Here is a 16,356-nt window from a genome sequence, read left to right as displayed (position 1 = left end):
AATTCAGAATTTCAACTATCTTTGCGCTTCACGATCTGCATAATACAATAATAATGAGTCAAGAAGTAAGCAAACGCTACGCTCAGCGTGGAGTTTCGGCATCAAAAGAAGATGTTCATAGTGCTATAAAAAATATAGATAAAGGTCTTTTTCCTAAAGCATTCTGTAAAATAGTTCCGGATCACCTTACAGGTGATCAAGATTATTGTTTGATTATGCACGCTGATGGAGCTGGTACTAAATCTTCTTTAGCATATATGTATTGGAAGGAAACAGGAGACCTTTCTGTATGGAAAGGGATAGCTCAAGATGCTCTCATCATGAATATCGATGATTTATTATGTGTTGGAGCAACGGATAATATTATGTTATCATCTACCATCGGAAGAAATAAGAACTTGATTCCTGGAGAAGTAATTTCTGCAATTATTAACGGTACAGAAGAATTGCTAGAAGAACTAAAAAGTTTTGGAGTTACCATTCACTCTACTGGTGGCGAAACTGCAGATGTAGGAGACTTAGTAAGGACTATTATTGTAGATTCTACTGTTACGGCTCGTATGAAACGTAATAAAGTTATTGATAATGCTAATATAAAAGAAGGAGATGTTATAGTTGGTTTGGCGTCTTTTGGACAAGCTGCTTACGAAAAAGAGTATAACGGAGGTATGGGTAGTAACGGTTTAACTTCTGCACGTCACGATGTTTTCCATAAAATTCTTGCAGAAAAATACCCAGAAAGTTTTGATGCTGCTGTGCCATCGGATTTGGTGTACTCCGGAAAAACCAACCTAACCGATGAGGTGCAGAACGCTCCTATCAATGCAGGAAAACTGGTGTTATCACCAACACGAACTTATGCACCCATCATTAAAAAGGTGCTATCTAAGTTTGATAGTCAGCAGATTCATGGAATGGTGCACTGCAGTGGTGGAGCGCAAACCAAGATTTTGCATTTTATCGATAATTTACATGTTATTAAGGATAATTTGTTTACGGTACCTCCTTTGTTTCAGCTGATTCAGGAAAACTCTGGCACCGATTGGAAAGAGATGTATCAGGTGTTTAATATGGGGCATCGCATGGAGCTATACGTTTCTCCAGAGACTGCAGAAGAGATTATTTCTATTTCTAAAAGTTTTGAGGTAGATGCCAAAATTGTAGGGCATGTTGAAAGTGCCGATGAAAAGAAACTTACTATTCATAGCGAATTTGGAACATATACCTACAACTAGCGAATACTGCTGCCATAAATTGTAGATTGGTTTCTATAAGTTTACTTTTTTGCCAAATTTATTTCTAAGTAAATCCAATTTTGGATTTATATATCGTTTGCAAAATGGTTTTTCAGGATTTGTCTGATAATAATGTAAAAGTTCATTTCTTGACGATTTGAATTTGTCAAATTGTAAAACCTGTGTGATTATCTTATTATCAAAATCCTCGTTCAGTATATCAAGATAAGTTTTAATAATCGGTTTTTGATTCTCATCAAAATAGTAGATTGCACTCCGATATTTTTCTCTAAAACTATGTTCTGAAGTGCTTTTATGAGTGTGTAAATGGATTTCAATAAGATCTTTTAAATCAATTTTATTAGAAGTATATGTCACAATAACTGCTTCAGAGAACGTGTTGTTTTTTCCAATACTAGAAATATAACCCTGTTCAACAGTTAGTACCCCTTTTAGAGATTGAAACACTGCCTCAGTACACCAATGGCATCCACCGCCCAAACCTATTCGTATAGTACTCATGTTATGTATATATCGTAAATAATTATAATTTATTACCTTAGAGTATATTATGAAAAATCCAATAATCAAAGTTAAGAAAGAGGTTTTAGATATTGTATTAGAGGTATTGACTGGGTTGGGTCTAGGAGTAATGGTGTTAATACCCATTTTTTATTTTAACGACTTACCAGAGATAGTTCCCACTCATTTTAATATAAAGGGTCGACCTGATGATTATAGTAAAAAATCAATGATCTGGATACTTCCTGCAATTGGTTGGATGCTTGGTATTAGTCTATATGTTTTAAATAAGTTTCCGCATGCCTTTAATTATCCTACAAAAATATCAGGAGAGAATGCATTTCAGATTTATAAGGATGCTACCAGATTAATCAGGATGTTAAACCTGATTATTATCTGGTCCTTTGTTTATGTTTTATATCAATCCATTCGAGTAGCTATAAATAAGTCCGAAGGCTTAGGGAGTTGGTTTATACCGGTTTTTATAGGGATTATCTTCAGTACGATTATTTATTATATTCTAAAATCTAAAAAGAGTCCGAAAAATTAATCACAGACACTTCAATTAAATCACAATATATAAGTTAATGATATAATTATGATCTTAGTTGATCATTAAACTTAACGGTTTTGGTTTCTGTATCTTCTTCTGCCGTTTCTACAAGCTCAATAGTATTGTCATCATTAAATTTTCCTTTTTTCTTATGAAAGAAAATTGGTACAGGAATCATGGCAACCATAACGATGAACAATAGTAAGACAATACGTCTCAGAATTTTTTTCATTTTTTTTCATTTTGGAAATAGTAAAAACCACTATTGACTATAATAGCAGTGTTAAAATACTTTTTAAGAATTGGCTAGAAAGCCGGAAATAATAATATTATCCAAAATGGAAGGGATCTTCATCGGTGGTGTAGATACTGTCTCTGGAACGTAATCTTTTACGAGAAATAGATGCTAAAGCAATCTTGTTGTCAAATCTTTCATATTTTAAACGATAGATATGGCTATGATATTTTGATAATTGTGCAAAGCTTGTAAGATTGTTGAAGCCTCGTTTTGCATATGTTGCTTCCGAAAAAGAGATACTGCTGGTGTAACTCTTAGCTTCAGAAATAACTAGTTCAATACTTTCTTTACAAGAAATCGGTTGGGTATATTTGGTATAGCCTCCAATACCCAAAAAAAGCAGAAGTGTAATGAACCAATTTAAAATCAGTTTAATGTTATATGTAGAATTGGTAGTTGACATTAATAATTGTAAAAATACAACTTTTTGATGTATTTTTCTGTATGAGAATGTTAGAAGGCAATATGTCCTTTTCATAAAAAAGCGTACTTTTGTAAATTCCACGCAGAGGATAGATAGAACTATGATTGATAAATTAAATATTGTAAAGCAACGATTTGATGAGGTTAATGATTTAATCATTCAACCGGACATTATTGCAGATCAAAAAAGGTATATACAACTGAATAAAGAGTATAAAGATCTCAAAGCATTAATGGATGAGAGAGAGCGTTATATTGAATTGACAGATAATAAGAAGGAAGCAGAGGAGATTATTTCTGATGGTAGTGATGCCGAAATGGTGGAGATGGCTAAAATGCAGCTAGAGGAAGTTAAGGAAGAGTTGCCTGCGTTAGAAGAGAAGATTCGATATATGCTCGTGCCTAAGGATCCTGAAGATGCTAAAAACTGTGTTGTAGAAATTCGTGCAGGGACAGGTGGTGATGAGGCTAGTATTTTTGCTGGAGATTTGTTTAGAATGTATACTAAATATTGTGAAGGTAAAGGGTGGAGTACCAGCGTGGTGGACCTTAGTGAAGGAACCAGTGGTGGTTATAAAGAAATTATATTTGAGGTTAATGGGGAAGATGCTTATGGAACCATGAAGTTTGAGGCAGGAGTCCATCGTGTACAACGTGTTCCACAAACAGAAACACAAGGTAGAGTACATACCAGTGCAGCAACCGTAATGGTGTTGCCCGAAGCCGAAGAGTTCGATGTAGAATTAGATATGACTGAGGTACGAATCGAAAGAACCACTTCTACCGGTCCCGGAGGGCAATCGGTAAATACTACGTATTCTGCGATTAAACTACATCACGAACCAACAGGTATGATCGTAAGTTGCCAAGATCAGAAATCATCTCATAAAAACTTAGAGAAAGCATTAAAGGTACTTCGCTCTCGTTTATATGATATCGAATTAGAGAAAAAACAGGCTGCTGATTCAGAGAAACGTAAAAGTATGGTTTCATCGGGTGATAGGTCGGCAAAAATTAGAACGTATAATTATCCGCAAGGTCGGGTAACTGATCACCGTATAGGGTTGACTTTGTATGATCTTAGTAATATTATCAATGGAGATATTCAAAAAATCATTGATGAACTCCAATTAGTAGAAAACACAGAGAAGTTGAAAGAATCTAATGAAGTTTTTTAGATAAAAAATATGATAAAACAAAAAGAGGATAAGTTGAAAAATTTATCCTCTTTTTTGAACTCTAACAGAGTTTATTATTTCAATGTATACGATTTAGGATCTTCTTCGATCTTTTTAGCTCTTACTACAAAATAAAGTCCAATAAGAATAAAAGGTATACTAAGCCATTGACCTGTAGATAATGAATCTCCTAAAGTATCTCCAAAACCACCTTGACTCTTTTTAACGTTTTCTACAATAAAGCGTACAATGAATATGAGCATCATATACATCCCAAATAGGAATCCGCGATTATTTCTTTTATCTGTTTTCCAGTATAATAACCAAAGTATGAGTGAAACAAAGATATATCCAAAAGCTTCGTATAGCTGGGCAGGGTGACGATATGGAATAGCTTCCAGTATCGTAGAGAATTTTGGGTTGTTTACCACAGCAGCATATGCATCATTTATATTATTAATTCCGGTTTCTCTTACTACTTCAGCTTTGCTTAAAGCGTCTCTTATAAACTTTACCCCAAAAGCCGAATCACCAGAAGGTTCTCCTATAATTTCTGAATTAAAAAAGTTCCCCAATCTCACAAAAATTCCTCCTACAGCGGCAGGAATAGTAACTCTATCCATGACCCATAAAGGATGTTTCTTCAGAACGTTTTTAGAATAATAATACATAGCAATAGTAAATGCTATAGCAGCTCCATGACTTGCTAATCCTCTGAAACCAATAAACTCAAACTCAGGATTGAATCTAAAAGGAAGTATAATTTCCAATAAATTATTTCTATAATAATCCCAATCGTAGAAGAAGACATGACCTAATCTGGCTCCTAATAGGGTACCAATCACAGCATAAATAAATACAGAATCCAATTTCTCCATAGAGATTTTTTCTCGGACATATATATTTTTCATCAAATACCAGCCTAATGAGAATGCAACTACAAACATTAAGCTATAAAAACGAATTACAAAAAAACCGAGATCGAATCCTTCGATAGGATTCCAAACTATTTTAGAGAATATCATATGGGAATCTATTTTTCTGGGGTAAATATAGGTATTTAATTGAACTCGAAATTATAATTGGTCTCATAATGAGTCTATATAGTATTTGGATGCGTTAACCTTCTTTTTTTTTGTTCGGTTCTGGAACTGGATCATATCCACTACCTCCCCAAGGATGACAACTAAAAATACGTTTTACTGCAAGTTTACCTCCATTTACTAATCCATGTTTTTGGAATGCCTCTATAGCGTAGTGCGAACATGTGGGTTGGTAACGGCACGTAGCAGGTGTTAAAGGTGAAATTAAGTTTTGATACAATTTCACTATTCCTATAAAAGGTGCGATCAAAATCTTTTTCCAGGTAAACTTCGAAGCCAAAATGAATTATTAATTAAGTGTAAAGCTGGTACCTTCGCGTCCATCTTTAAGCTGGATACCCATCTCTTGCAACTCATCTCTGATCTTATCACTCGTAGCAAAGTCTTTATTTGCTCTGGCCTCTGCTCTTAAATGAATTAATAGTTCTACGGTACCCGAAAGCTTATCGCTAATATCTGAAGAAGCTTCATTAATATTTGTCAATCCTAAAACGTCAAAAATAAACTCGTTCAAGGTTTTCTGAATCAACTTGTGATCAGCTTGTGATACGATAGCCTTATCTTCTTTAACAGCATTGATAAACTTTACAGCTTCAAATAATTTAGCAATTAAGATCGGGCTGTTAAAATCGTCATTCATAGCTTCATAACATTCCTTTATCCAGTTTTGAACGTTAAGCCCTTCTGTAGTTTTGCCAGTTTTAAGATGTCCCAATGTTTTCATAGACTCCATTAATCTAAAGAAACCTTTTTCTGAGGCCTCTAACGCATCATTAGAAAAATCTAAAACACTACGGTAGTGCGCCTGAAGCATAAAGAATCTAGCAACAGTAGGGGCAAAAGCTTTATGTAACTTGTCGCTTTCTCCATTAAATATTTCGGCAGGTGAGAGTATATTGCCGGTGGATTTAGACATCTTCTTGCCATCAAGAGTGAGCATATTAGCATGCATCCAGTAGTTTACTGGTGTCACACCACAAGCTGCTTCACCTTGAGCAATTTCACATTCGTGATGTGGAAATTTGAGATCCATTCCGCCGCCGTGAATATCAAATTGTTCACCAAGATATTTTGTGCTCATTACGGTACATTCTAAATGCCAACCAGGAAAACCATCACTCCAGGGAGAGGGCCAGCGCATAATATGTTCTGGTTCTGCTTTTTTCCATAAAGCAAAATCCTGAGGGTTCTTTTTGTCACTCTGAGCAGTAAGTTCTCTTGTGTTAGCAATCATATCTTCTAGATTACGACCGCTTAATTTTCCGTAATTATTAGTCTCGTTAAATTTTTTTACATCAAAATATACAGAGCCATTTGCTACGTAAGCAAAACCATTGTCGATAATAGTTTTAATAATTTCGATTTGTTCTACAATATGACCAGTGGCTGTGGGTTCTATGCTTGGCGGAATATTATTAAATTTTGCCAAAATATTATGGAAGTCTAAGGTGTACCGTTGTACAATTTCCATAGGTTCCAATTGCTCTAATCGTGCTTTTTTAGAAACCTTATCTTCTCCTTCATCCGAATCATTTTCTAAGTGTCCGGCATCAGTTATATTACGCACATATCGTACTTTATAGCCCAAATGTTTAAGATATCGATAAACCAGGTCAAAAGAAATAAACGTACGGCAATTTCCTAAATGTACATTACTATATACAGTTGGACCACATACATACATACCGATACTACCTTCTGTAATAGGAGTGAATACTTCTTTTTTGCCTGAAATGGAATTGTAAATCTTTAGTTCCTTAGTTTTGTACAACGGAGCTACTGCCATAATTTTAATAAATACTTGTGATTATTGGTTAAAGATAAAATTAAAAAGTAGTATCTAGTTTGATATAGTCTAAAAATTCTCTTCGTACTGCTTCCTCTTTAAATTTACCACCAAATTCGCTAGTTACCGTACTGCTTTCTATATCTCTAATACCTCTAGAATTGACGCATAAATGTTTAGCATCGATGACACAGGCAACATCTTTAGTGTTTAAAACTACCTGAAGATCCTGAACAATTTGCATCGTTAAACGTTCCTGAACCTGTGGGCGTTTTGCATAATAATCAACAATCCGATTCATCTTGGATAACCCTACAACAGTTCCGTTAGAGATGTAAGCAACGTGAGCACGACCCACAATTGGCAAAAGATGGTGCTCGCAAGTAGAATATACTGTGATGTTTTTTTCAACCAGCATTTCACCATATTTATAGTGATTTTCAAAGGTAGATGCATCTGGCTTTCTTTGAGGATGTAATCCTGAGAAAATCTCGTTCACAAACATCTTTGCCACTCTTTGTGGAGTACCTTTCAGGCTATCATCTTTAAGATCTAACCCCAACGTTTCCATAATATGCTTGACATCATCTTTGATCAATGCAATTTTTTCTTTATCACTTAGTTTAAACGCATCTTCTCTCAGTGGAGTGGTTGCGCTAGTAGCTACATGATTATCACCTAGCGCTTCAATAGCTTCAATTGCCTTGTCTATCTTCACAAGTTCAAAATTTTAGTATTATATAATATAAAAGAATTATAAAAAAATCTTTCCAGAATATGTTTTTTTAGATTAAAATGACACTTTACTAAAGCGGTATGATCTTAACTAATTCTTTCTTTAATTTTCCTCGATATACTGGTTGAGAATTATTAATAAAATCAAATAATACTCTGGGTTTATATAAAATCCACCATAAACGGGCTGCAAAGATACGATTTTGTCTTTTTACTTATCCAAAGCTATGTTAACAATTATAAATAATATGATTATGATAGAAGTACTGTATTTTAAAATTTGTAAATTTAATTCCTACATAAGAAAATGAATTAACCTACGTTATAATATACATGATAAAATTACTACCTCAAATCTTATTAATGTTTTTGCTGTGTTTATTTAATAGTGCAGTAATAAACGCTCAGGACTTTGATGTGGCTTGTAGAAATGCCCAACCCTTTTGTTCTGATGCTTCCCTAGAATTAACTTTTCCTAATACAATCGGTGATATTGATGGGTTGGGAGAAGTAGGATGTTTAAATACGACTCCAAACCCTTCTTGGTATTTCTTACTCATTGATGAATCTGGTGAACTGGTTTTTGATATCAAACAATGGGTTGATGTGGATGGAGATAATCGTTTGGATCGTAATGAAAGACAGTTAGATGTCGATTTTATTGCTTGGGGCCCATTTCAAACATCTTTTATTATTGATTGTGAAGATCAATTATCTCGGGGCTGTGATCTCAATGGAGATGGTGAGAACATACGTCCAGCGGAATGTGCAAATAATGCTGATGAACCTGATTTTTACATTAATGATGAGGACAATACAAATATCGTGGATTGTAGTTATGCAAGAACATCGGATGATAACTTCATAGAAACTTTTACAATTCCTAATGCACAAACAGGAGAGTTTTATATCGTATTGATCACTAATTTTGCCGACGAGTTGGGTGTACTACAATTAGAACAAACAAATTTAGGTGAAGAAGGTTCGGGTACTACAGATTGCAGCGTTTTAGAACCGGGAATTCCTCAAGATAGAATCGCTACTTGTGGAGAATTTCCATTAACAATAGAAGGTAGGTTTCCTGCAAGTACTGGTCCTCCTGCTGTTCCTGCTGCAGAAACGTTTCAGTGGTCACGTGCCGACTTAGGGGACACAAATTTTGTAGACATTCCAGGAGCTACTTTTCCTTTTTACGATCAAGTGAATTCTAATGGTATATATAGACTTAGAGGTTTTGATGCCAATGGTGTAGAGGTCCCAGATTCTCCAGATCAGGTATCAGTTTTAGATGTTTCTCAAATTGCGTTTCAGGTAGATTATACTATTGCAGAAGAATCGTTTGCAGGGAGTTATACACTTACTGCAGAAGTTACTACAGATCCAATTGTTGAAGCCGAAGGGTTTACCAATTTTGAATATCGATTGGATCGAGATGTGAATATGGATGGCATATTTACAGAATATAGAGCTTATCAGACATCACCGGTTTTTGAAGGAATTCCGCCCGGTGATTACAGGATTGTTGCTAGATATGCTAATTGTCCGGTTAATGAACAGGTATCAGTAGATATCATGATTCTTGGATATCCTAAGTATTTCACGCCTAATGGAGATGGTTTTCACGAAACGTGGAACTTAATTAACCCAGAGGATCAGCCTACTCCGGCTTTGATTTATATATTTGATAGACACGGTAAATTACTAAAACAGCTTAACCCTTCTGGAGCAGGATGGGATGGGACATATAATGGAAACTTAATGCCTTCTTCTCAATATTGGTTTAGAGTTGAGTTTAACGAACAAGCCGATCGAGATCCAAATAGAGGAAGGAGAGTGTTTGCAGGTAGTTTTTCTTTGATCCGTTAATTTCTATTTCTAAAACGTGGGATTGGTTCTCTCTTTTTTCTGTAATGCAAAGGTTAGTAGACGCTTTATTTATTGTGTTATACTTCTATTTTCATTTTTTTTCTTTTTAATAACAATTCTTCTTAGGGTTTCTTGCTTTACATTTGTTTTATAGGAGGAAGTATTTTTAGTTTTAGTAAATATAGCAATTCCATACATTGATTTAAAAATTAGCAATGAGTAAGAATATACCCGGATTCATATTATTTATATGTTTTTTTATATACACACATTTCAGTGCAGCTCAGGGTTCTGTGTGTGCTGATATAGTAGGAGATGATGGTGCTGACCCGTTTTGTAGTACTACAGGTATCGTTTTTCCTAATTGTAATAGTTCGAATGCTAATTGTGTGAGTGGTTCAGAATTGGGGCCAAACTATGGCTGTTTGGTCACGCAACCTTTCCCTGCTTGGTATTATTTACAGATAGATGATACTGGAGCTTTAACTTTTCGTATTTCGCAATCTTCTAATGAAGATGGAACAGGAAATCAATTAGATGTGGATTTTATATGTTATGGTCCTTTTCCCGATCCGGTTTCTCCATGTACAGCGCAATTAACAGCAGTTAATACAGTGGATTGCAGTTATTTGCCCGATGCAGTTGAAATCATGAATATTCCTGCTGCAACGGCAGGTGAGTTTTATTTAGTTTTAATTACTAATTTTTCTGAACAATCAGGTTTTATAAGCTTTCAACAAATAGGAGGTACTGGTTCTACCGACTGTTCGATATTAGAGGCAGCCCTTGGGCCTAATCAGGATATTTGTGGATCTGATCCTGTGATTTTGGATGGAACATCAGACGGAGCTGTACGATATGAATGGTCTGTTTATAATGAAACGACCATGATGTTTGATGTGATCCCAGGTGAAATCGATCCTACATATATTGTGACTACTACAGGACGTTATCAATTATTAATAGAGGATATAGATGGTAATACCGAAGTGGATGAGGTAGTAATTACTTTTTATACTCCGCCAATTATTGCAAATCCTCCAGTGGATTTAACGTCGTGTGATGATGATGATAATGGTTTGGAAACGTTTGATCTTACCCAAAATTCATTACTTATTTTAGGGGCTCAAGATCCTACTGAGTTTACTATTACTTACCACGTTACTCAGGAAGATGCTCAGAATTATACAGGAGCTTTGGGTGATAATAGTATTGAAATTCCCGATACTTTTGTTAATACGATGTCCAATCAAACAATATGGGCCAGAATAGGCGGAACCAATCAGGTATGTTTCGAGATAGCAACTTTTGTGTTAAAGGTTTACCAGAATCCTATTGCAAATACACCGATTGACTTGGTGTTATGTGATAATGATCTTGATGGTAATGGTACCAATGGTATTGTAGAATTTGACCTTTCTAATATTGTGACGCAAGTGTTAGGTATGCAGAATACTGCTGATTTTTTGGTTACTTTATACGAATCTCAAGCAGAAGCAGATGCTGGAGTTTCAGGAACGGAGCTATCTAATAATTATTCAAATATCAGCAATCCGCAAACTATTTTTGTGAGAATAGAGAATGCATTGGAGCAAAGTTGCTATGAAACTACTAATTTTCAGCTCGTAGTTAATCCTCTTCCAGTTGTGTCACCAATAGTTTCATTGTTACAATGTGATGATGACACGGATGGTGTTTCTTTATTTAATTTATCAGAGGCAAACACGTTAATTTCTACAAATTCTGTAAACGAGGTTTTTACATATTATCTTACGGAGGCTGCAGCTATCAATGAAGATTCAGTAAATCAAATCATAGATTTTACGACGTATCCTAATCCAACTCCGGTGAGTAGTACCGTTTTTTCGAGAGTAGAAACGGGTGAAGGCTGTTTTAAAACCGCCCAGATTGATTTAGTGGTGTCCACAACCCAGATTCCTGCAAATTTTAACCTTACTTATAGAGTTTGTGATAATGCTGATATCGATGGTGATGATACCAATGGAATTTCAACTTTTGATTTTAGTGATGCCACAAATCAGGTAGAGGCATTGTATCCTCCAGGCCAAAATTTGGCAGTTACATATTATGAAAATTTATCAGATGCGCTCGCCGAACAAAATCCTATTGCTGATCCTTCTAATCATAGAAATGATACTTCCCCATTTGTTCAAAATTTATATATCAGGGTAGATGATGGTACAGATAATGAATGTTTAGGTTTAGGCGAACATATACAGTTATCAGTAGATCCATTACCTCTAGAGAATACAGTAACTGACTTCGTATTATGTAGTGATGATCCTAATCAAGCTACTTTTGATTTAACAGAGAAAGATATCGAGGTTACCGGGTCTCAGATGGAAACCTTATTAATAAGCTACCATAGAACAGCACAGGAAGCTATTGATAATACTGGGGCTATCGTTGGATCATTCGTAAATGAAACGAATCCGCAAACTATATGGGTTCGCACCCAATTTGATAGGAATAACAATGGTATTGGAGAGGTCAACGAGTGTTTTAGGTCTACTATTTCTTTTGAACTACAAGTACTTCCAAATCCAGAATTGGCGGATCCAGATCCAATTAGGTTGTGTAGTGATCAAGTTAATACGGTATATGATTTAACGGTAAGAGAAGGTCAGATTATTAGTAATAATACCAATATTACGCTGGTGTATTATGAATCTCAGGACGATCTGGACATGGATAACCCTATTCCTGACCCTACAATGTATACCAGTACAATATTGGTTAGAGATATCATCGTAGTTGGAAGGGATACTGACAATGGTTGTTTTTCAAATGTTATACTTCAATTAGAGACACTATTATATGATAATTTTAATTTGACTCCAGGTCCGTTAGAAACCTGTGAGTTAAATCAGGAAGGTATTGGTATATTTGACCTTTCTGTAGCTTTACAAGATATTCTTAATTTAAACGATGGAGATCTATCAAATGATTTAGATTTTTCTGATTATAATATTACCTACTATACAGTAATGCAGGATGCGACGTTAGGGAATACAAATATAATAGTATCTCCTTCTTCCTATCAAAATATGCAGCCTTTTAGTCAAACGGTTTATGTTCGTTTAGATCCTTTAGAAAATGATAATGATTGTTTTAGAGTAATAGCTGTTCAATTGGAAGTTAATGATTTGCCTGATTTTACGCTAGAAGAAGAATACGTTCTTTGTTTGGAGAATGACGGCACTATTATTAATGTGGCACCAACAGATGCTATAGATACCGGTTTAAATGAGAGCGTGTATACATTTCAATGGTATTCAGGAGGTTCCGCTTCTGCGGAAAATGAAATTCCTGGTGAAACAGGGGCTGCTTATGATCCCGCTGCTTCTGGTCAATATACCGTTTTGGTAACTAATGTTCAAACTACTTGTGTGTCATCCGCAATAGCAACAGTTATAGAATCATATCCACCGCAACCGGAAGATTTTACAGTAGAATTGCTTTCTGGAGCTTTTTCTGATAATGCTACCATTCAGGTGATAGTAAGCAGTGATACCATAGGCGAGTATGAATATCGATTAGATAACGGTGATTGGCAAAATTCTCCAGTGTTTATGAGAGTTTTCAGAGGAGAACATATGATATATGTTAGGGACGTAAATATGTGTGCAGAGATTGAATTACCAGTAGAATTTATAGTTGATTATCCAAGATATTTTACGCCTAATGGAGACGGTTTTCATGAGACTTGGGGAATAACAGGAAATGATACTGTGCAGATTAATGGAGTTCTGATTTTTAATCGATTCGGGAAACTGCTTAAGGATTTAGGAACACTTGGCGAGTGGGATGGAACCTATAACGGAAATCTACTACCGTCCAGTGAGTACTGGTTTAAGGTTCGGTATACTGAAAATGGTTCGTTTAAAGAATTTAATGGTAGTTTTTCATTGATACGATAGATGAAATAAAAAAGGAGTTGGTTTCTACCAACTCCTTTTTTAATGAAAATGTAAATTATAATACTTATAAATGTAAGCTTAATGTGAATGTAAGATTGTCTCGGTAGCTTTCTATCGTGGCAAAATTTGTAAATGCAGAATTGGGATAAAACTGTTGATTACGCTCTTGTTCTGAATAATCATAAGCAACATCAAATTTTATTTTTCCAAAGCTATATCCGATACCTAATGATAATCCTTCCCTATCACCAAGAATGAGCTCATTTTTATAGGGGGTTTCTTCGTATACATAACCACCTCTAAAACTCCAGTTGCCATTACGTAGTTCTCCTCCAATTCTTAGTGTTGAAGCACCTTGTAAGTTATCTTCTATCTGTCTGTTCAGATCTGAAAAATCATCAAATCCATCAGAGTCAAATTCGGTAGAAGCATAATCTTTATATGAGTAATCTAAACTAATGAGTCCTCGTTTTCCAAACAATACAGCTACACTACCGGTAGCTCTGGCAGGTGTTCGCAATTCATATTCAGGAAAAATGTTAACTACATTAGGGTCGACTAACGCTCTTCCATCTTCATTGCTAAAGGTCTCTACACGTTGTATTGTTTCTTCTTCAATGTAGTACCAGGTTGGTGATTCTAAGGAAGCTCCTAGTCTAAGTATATTAGAAACTTTCAGAATACCTCCTATTTGTGCAGAAACTCCAGCTCCTATAGTAGAAAGACGATTGGTGAATGTTATTTCATTGATAGAACTGCCGGCATTATTATTGCTTTCAAAAAATTCTGTTACTCTATCATAGTTGATAAAATGAGAATTAAGATTCACTCCTACAAAAAAATTATCATGTATTTGAGCTCCTCCATTTATCGTAAACTTTCCGTTCAATCCGGTACTTTCATAGTAATAATCCTGATCAAAAAAACCAGATGCAACGTTCGAAAAATAGGAAGTGTTATTAGGATCATCCAGATCATTTGCTTCAATTATAAAAGACTCGTGCCCTAAAAAAGCTTGTTGCACTCCGTATCCTTCGGTTTCTCCCAGAAAGCTATAAACTCCATCAATACTTTCTCCTGATCTAACTGTTATTAGTTCTAACGGAATTCCTTGGGCTTCAGCTAGAAAAAAATCATCAATTGAATTACCACTCCTACCAAACACAAAAAACTCATCCTTAAAGTCTGTGGTCTGATCATAAGCTATACTTAGTGATAGCTTGTTCAGGGCAGAAGATTCTCTTCTATTGTTATATACAAAAACAGCTCCAATTTGATTAAAATTGAGAGTAGAAGAAGAGATGGTGCTAACCCCATTCAGATAACTGGCATCATTCTGGATATCTGATGAAGAAAGTGTTATTGAGCCCATAGACCCCAAGAAAACTGCGGATCCGGCTGGGTTTATTTGTAAAGCAGACATGTCACCTCCCAGAGCTCCAAAGGCTCCACTCATTGCTCTATAACGGGCAGTTCCTAAAATATCTTGCTGAGAATATCGTACTGCATCCGTAATATCCTGTGCGTTCAGAAAAGACATGCACAGTACACCTATGAATAAAAAAACATTTTTCATATCTATTGATTGTATTCCTTTAATAAATGAAAGCTTATCCTCTTCCTCCACGGCTTCTTCCTCCTCGACTACCACCAGAGCGGGATCCGCTACTTCGGCTACTAGATCTGCTGCTTCTTACGGATCCAGAACTTCTGCTGCTGCTTCTGGAGCCTGAATAGCTTCTACCTCTAGTTCCTGAATTGTTTCTGGTACCTCTATAGGTTCTCGTACTACTTCTGTTTGGAGAACTAGATCTGGATCTGGAATAAGTATTGTTATTTAAAGATCTTGTCCTGTTAGAATAATATGAAGAAGATCTTGTTCTTCTATTGTTATCTGCAGAAATTCTTCTTCTGTTGTTGTACGTGCTTCTATTGTTGTACGAACGATTTCTTGATCTATTACTGGAGTATGCTCTTGATCTATTGTTGTAGTTACTGGCATACGCATATCGTAAACCTCTATTTCTAAAGCCTCTATTGTATGCAACTCGATTTCTTCCATAAAATCCAAAACCGTTGTTATAATAAGGTGGGCACCAAAATCCACCACCGTACCAATACGGATTTCCATAACCAAATCCGGCATTCCATCCCCAGCCAAATCCAGGACCCCATCCAGCATTCCATCCCCAGGTATTGTATCCCCAGTTGTTCCATCCCCAACCAATTCCAGGACCCCAGGCATTCCATCCCCAGTTATTCCATCCTGTATTAATGATGTTTACAGATACTTCATCATAATCGCTTCCCCAGGCTGGTTGTCCTCCTTCATAATTGGTGGCAACACCTGTGGTGTCAGATGGGTTATAATTTTCACTAGCATATGAATCAACATCCGTAAAAATTGCATCTTTTTCTATAACATTGTCAATCTGAGCAGATTTTTCTGAGAAATAATTAGAATAATAATTCGTTGTTGTCTCAGTTTCTGACGTGGTAGGTTGAGGTACATAATACCCTTGGCTTCTTGTTTCACCATAAATACCATCATCATAGGATGCATACTCATACGAACCACAAGATGTCAACATAAGCAAAGAGGCTGCAAGAATCATCCCGACAGCTCCATTTTTTATTAAATAATTTTTAAGTCGCATATCTCTTTATTTTATTGTTGAACAATACAAATTTAGTTAGTTTTGCGCTAACTATTTTT

14 protein-coding genes are annotated in these 16,356 nt (G+C 35.6%); 5 read left to right on the top strand and 9 right to left on the bottom strand.

Annotated elements, in window-relative coordinates:
• The first annotated feature begins 53 nt into the window (after positions 1–53).
• The gene (locus ACWGOQ_RS14380) at positions 54–1,235 is read left to right on the top strand and encodes an AIR synthase related protein (protein WP_452058930.1); all 1,182 of its coding nucleotides are present in this window, start codon (positions 54–56) and stop codon (positions 1,233–1,235) included.
• A 33-nt stretch (positions 1,236–1,268) separates the two neighbouring features.
• Here ACWGOQ_RS14380 and ACWGOQ_RS14375 read toward each other — a convergent pair whose 3' ends face one another.
• The gene (locus ACWGOQ_RS14375; RefSeq protein ID WP_452058931.1) at positions 1,269–1,757 is read right to left on the bottom strand and encodes a peptide-methionine (S)-S-oxide reductase; all 489 of its coding nucleotides are present in this window, start codon (positions 1,755–1,757) and stop codon (positions 1,269–1,271) included.
• Between the two features lie 49 nt (positions 1,758–1,806).
• Between ACWGOQ_RS14375 and ACWGOQ_RS14370 the strand changes: the two genes are divergently transcribed.
• A complete protein-coding gene (locus tag ACWGOQ_RS14370; RefSeq protein WP_452058932.1) occupies positions 1,807–2,307 on the top strand; it encodes a DUF1648 domain-containing protein in 501 nt (166 codons plus the stop codon).
• 46 nt (positions 2,308–2,353) lie between these two features.
• Here ACWGOQ_RS14370 and ACWGOQ_RS14365 read toward each other — a convergent pair whose 3' ends face one another.
• Both ACWGOQ_RS14365 and ACWGOQ_RS14360 read right to left on the bottom strand, forming a co-directional pair.
• A complete protein-coding gene (locus tag ACWGOQ_RS14365; RefSeq protein WP_452058933.1) occupies positions 2,354–2,542 on the bottom strand; it encodes a hypothetical protein in 189 nt (62 codons plus the stop codon).
• A gap of 97 nt (positions 2,543–2,639) precedes the next feature.
• Positions 2,640–3,011 carry a hypothetical protein gene (locus ACWGOQ_RS14360; RefSeq protein ID WP_458202826.1) on the bottom strand — a complete coding sequence of 124 codons (372 nt, stop codon included), beginning with the start codon at positions 3,009–3,011 and terminating at the stop codon, positions 2,640–2,642.
• A 121-nt stretch (positions 3,012–3,132) separates the two neighbouring features.
• On the opposite strand from ACWGOQ_RS14360, the gene prfA reads away from it, so the two are divergent.
• Complete coding sequence (gene prfA, locus ACWGOQ_RS14355) at positions 3,133–4,209, top strand: peptide chain release factor 1 (protein ID WP_452058935.1); 1,077 nt, start codon at positions 3,133–3,135, stop codon at positions 4,207–4,209.
• 74 nt (positions 4,210–4,283) lie between these two features.
• On the opposite strand, the gene lgt is transcribed toward prfA, so the two are convergent.
• The 4 genes from lgt to folE form a co-directional block, all read right to left on the bottom strand.
• On the bottom strand, positions 4,284–5,234 hold the full coding sequence (gene lgt, locus ACWGOQ_RS14350) for a prolipoprotein diacylglyceryl transferase (RefSeq protein WP_452058936.1): 951 nt from the start codon (positions 5,232–5,234) through the stop codon (positions 4,284–4,286).
• Positions 5,235–5,328: 94 nt separating this feature from the next.
• The gene (yidD, locus tag ACWGOQ_RS14345) at positions 5,329–5,592 is read right to left on the bottom strand and encodes a membrane protein insertion efficiency factor YidD (protein ID WP_452058937.1); all 264 of its coding nucleotides are present in this window, start codon (positions 5,590–5,592) and stop codon (positions 5,329–5,331) included.
• Between the two features lie 9 nt (positions 5,593–5,601).
• The gene (gene cysS, locus ACWGOQ_RS14340; protein ID WP_452058938.1) at positions 5,602–7,098 is read right to left on the bottom strand and encodes a cysteine--tRNA ligase; all 1,497 of its coding nucleotides are present in this window, start codon (positions 7,096–7,098) and stop codon (positions 5,602–5,604) included.
• 40 nt (positions 7,099–7,138) lie between these two features.
• Complete coding sequence (gene folE / locus ACWGOQ_RS14335) at positions 7,139–7,816, bottom strand: GTP cyclohydrolase I FolE (RefSeq protein WP_452058939.1); 678 nt, start codon at positions 7,814–7,816, stop codon at positions 7,139–7,141.
• 350 nt (positions 7,817–8,166) lie between these two features.
• Between folE and ACWGOQ_RS14330 the strand changes: the two genes are divergently transcribed.
• A complete protein-coding gene (locus ACWGOQ_RS14330) occupies positions 8,167–9,699 on the top strand; it encodes a T9SS type B sorting domain-containing protein (RefSeq protein WP_452058940.1) in 1,533 nt (510 codons plus the stop codon).
• 215 nt (positions 9,700–9,914) lie between these two features.
• Entirely contained in the window at positions 9,915–13,640 is a 3,726-nt protein-coding gene (locus ACWGOQ_RS14325; RefSeq protein WP_452058941.1) for a T9SS type B sorting domain-containing protein, read from the top strand.
• A gap of 64 nt (positions 13,641–13,704) precedes the next feature.
• On the opposite strand, the gene ACWGOQ_RS14320 is transcribed toward ACWGOQ_RS14325, so the two are convergent.
• Both ACWGOQ_RS14320 and ACWGOQ_RS14315 read right to left on the bottom strand, forming a co-directional pair.
• Positions 13,705–15,291, bottom strand: a complete 1,587-nt coding sequence (locus ACWGOQ_RS14320; protein WP_452058942.1) for an OmpP1/FadL family transporter — start codon at positions 15,289–15,291, stop codon at positions 13,705–13,707.
• Entirely contained in the window at positions 15,251–16,297 is a 1,047-nt protein-coding gene (locus ACWGOQ_RS14315) for a hypothetical protein (protein ID WP_452058943.1), read from the bottom strand. Before ACWGOQ_RS14315 ends, ACWGOQ_RS14320 begins: the two co-directional genes overlap by 41 nt.
• Between the last annotated feature and the right edge of the window lie 59 nt (positions 16,298–16,356).

The organism is Aquimarina ulvae, from assembly GCF_053613295.3.
Note: the sequence above shows the minus strand (reverse complement) of the source record. Positions and strands in the feature narration are given on the sequence as shown.

Coding starts and splice junctions, on each gene's coding strand:
- ACWGOQ_RS14380 (WP_452058930.1), top strand. CDS start 54: ATGAGTCAAGAAGTAAGCAAACGCTACGCTCAGCGTGGAGTTTCGGCA.
- ACWGOQ_RS14375 (WP_452058931.1), bottom strand. CDS start 1,757: ATGAGTACTATACGAATAGGTTTGGGCGGTGGATGCCATTGGTGTACT.
- ACWGOQ_RS14370 (WP_452058932.1), top strand. CDS start 1,807: ATGAAAAATCCAATAATCAAAGTTAAGAAAGAGGTTTTAGATATTGTA.
- ACWGOQ_RS14365 (WP_452058933.1), bottom strand. CDS start 2,542: ATGAAAAAAATTCTGAGACGTATTGTCTTACTATTGTTCATCGTTATG.
- ACWGOQ_RS14360 (WP_458202826.1), bottom strand. CDS start 3,011: ATGTCAACTACCAATTCTACATATAACATTAAACTGATTTTAAATTGG.
- prfA (WP_452058935.1), top strand. CDS start 3,133: ATGATTGATAAATTAAATATTGTAAAGCAACGATTTGATGAGGTTAAT.
- lgt (WP_452058936.1), bottom strand. CDS start 5,234: ATGATATTCTCTAAAATAGTTTGGAATCCTATCGAAGGATTCGATCTC.
- cysS (WP_452058938.1), bottom strand. CDS start 7,098: ATGGCAGTAGCTCCGTTGTACAAAACTAAGGAACTAAAGATTTACAAT.
- ACWGOQ_RS14330 (WP_452058940.1), top strand. CDS start 8,167: ATGATAAAATTACTACCTCAAATCTTATTAATGTTTTTGCTGTGTTTA.
- ACWGOQ_RS14325 (WP_452058941.1), top strand. CDS start 9,915: ATGAGTAAGAATATACCCGGATTCATATTATTTATATGTTTTTTTATA.
- ACWGOQ_RS14315 (WP_452058943.1), bottom strand. CDS start 16,297: ATGCGACTTAAAAATTATTTAATAAAAAATGGAGCTGTCGGGATGATT.